Source organism: Streptomyces sp. adm13(2018) (assembly GCF_008042145.1).
Lineage (GTDB): Bacteria > Actinomycetota > Actinomycetes > Streptomycetales > Streptomycetaceae > Streptomyces.
In genome coordinates this window covers 1-759 of sequence record NZ_RDBH01000233.1, presented here as the reverse complement: position 1 = coordinate 759, position 759 = coordinate 1, and the positions used below count along the sequence as shown (strand labels likewise).

Below are 759 nucleotides of genomic sequence, written 5' to 3'. Positions count from 1 at the left end.
GAGTCCGGCGACCAGGACGGCGGCGAGGACGGTGCGGGTCGTGCGTACGGCTGACATGCGGTCTCCCCTGGGACGGTGCCGCGGTGTGTGTACCGCGGTCGGCGGGGAGGACCCCGGGGCCCGCCGGAGGGTTGACCGGGGGTGCGCCGGTTGAGCGGTTTCCGGCCGATCTGCGACGAAGGGAGGCCGACGGGCCCGAGAAGGCCGGGAGACGACGACCGTCAGGCCGCGGCGGGGTTGGCCGGGGAGTACTCCGGTGGGGACCAGCGCAGGGGACTGCCCGCCGGGGTCTCGGCGGTGCGTTCGACGCGGAAGCGGGTGACGCGGCCCTCCGGGCCGTACTCGGTGTGGGCGAGGCCGCTGAGCTGCAGCGTCGTCCCGGTCTCCCAGTCGAGCAGGAGCAGCCCGGCGCGACCGTCCGCCTCCAGGTTCCCCAGGGTCAGGAACATCGCGTTGCCCGGGTAGTCGCGCCAGCTGAGCTCCCGCGGGGCGTCGGCCCGGAGGAACCCGGGGTTGCCCCCGCGATGGCTGGTGTCGACTCCGTCGGGTCCCGCGCTGGCCACGAAGAAGGTGTCCGCCGCCCGGACCCGGCGCAGCTGGTCGGGGGTGAGCGCCTCGCCGTGCCGGACTGTGCCGGTTCCGCGGCCGGCGGCATCGGAGCCGTACCACTCCCTCTTCTGGAGGTACTTCGGGCAGTTCGAGAACACCTGCTCGGCCTCGATGGTGACGCCGCGGGCGCTGGGGCGGGCGGTGCCGTTG

At 74.7% G+C, this 759-nt stretch carries 1 protein-coding gene; it reads right to left on the bottom strand.

The window, feature by feature from the left end; genetic code table 11:
- Positions 1 to 221 precede the first annotated feature (221 nt).
- On the bottom strand, positions 222 to 759 hold a 538-nt coding region (locus EAO70_RS35930), incomplete at its 5' end, for a pyridoxamine 5'-phosphate oxidase family protein (RefSeq protein WP_148006983.1).